General features: G+C 67.4%; 1 protein-coding gene. It reads left to right on the top strand.

From position 1 onward, the window contains the following. Nucleotides 1–809: non-ribosomal peptide synthetase (locus SINAR_RS01000000134595; RefSeq protein ID WP_033058582.1), on the top strand; the 809-nt coding region annotated here is incomplete at both ends.

Below are 809 nucleotides of genomic sequence, written 5' to 3'. Positions count from 1 at the left end.
CTACACAGACGATCTGCAATCTCTATGGTCCCTCGGAGACGACGACCTATTCGACATGGATTTGCATGCCAAGAGGACAGGCTGTCGTCGAGACGGTTGGCCGTCCGATTGCGAACACGCGGATCTATGTGCTTGACGACCATGGCCAGCCCGTTCCGTTCGGGGCGGCGGGCGAGCTCTATATCAGCGGGGCAGGAGTGGCGCGTGGCTACCTCAACCGCCCGGAGCTGACGGCGGAGCGGTTCCTGGCCGATCCGTTCAGCGGCGAGGCCGGCGCCCGCATGTACCGGACCGGCGACCTGGCGCGCTATCTGCCGGATGGCAACCTCGAGTTCCTGGGCCGCAACGACGAGCAGGTGAAGATCCGCGGTTTCCGCATCGAGCCGGGCGAGATCGCCGCCCGGCTCTGCGAGCATGCGCTTGTCGCCGATGCGGCCGTCGTGGCGCGCCCGGATGCGACGGGCGACAAGCGGCTCGTCGCCTATGTGGTTGCGAAGGCGGCGGACGGGTCGGACGAGGCCGGTGGCGCTGAGCTGCCGGCGGCGTTGCGGGCCCATCTCGGTGGCCTGCTGCCGGACTACATGGTGCCGTCAGCCTTTGTGCGGCTGGATGTGCTGCCACTGACACCGAACGGCAAGCTCGATCGCAAGGCACTGCCGGTTCCTGATGACGAGGCCTATGCGCGGCGAGCCTATGAGGCGCCGCAGGGCGAGATCGAGACGCTGCTGGCCGGGATCTGGGAAGAGCTGCTCGGCATCGAGCGGGTCGGCCGCCACGACAACTTCTTCGAGCTCGGCGGCCATTCGCTG

This window comes from Sinorhizobium arboris LMG 14919, assembly GCF_000427465.1.
Lineage (GTDB): Bacteria > Pseudomonadota > Alphaproteobacteria > Rhizobiales > Rhizobiaceae > Sinorhizobium > Sinorhizobium arboris.
This window is presented reverse-complemented; position numbering and strand designations above follow the sequence as displayed.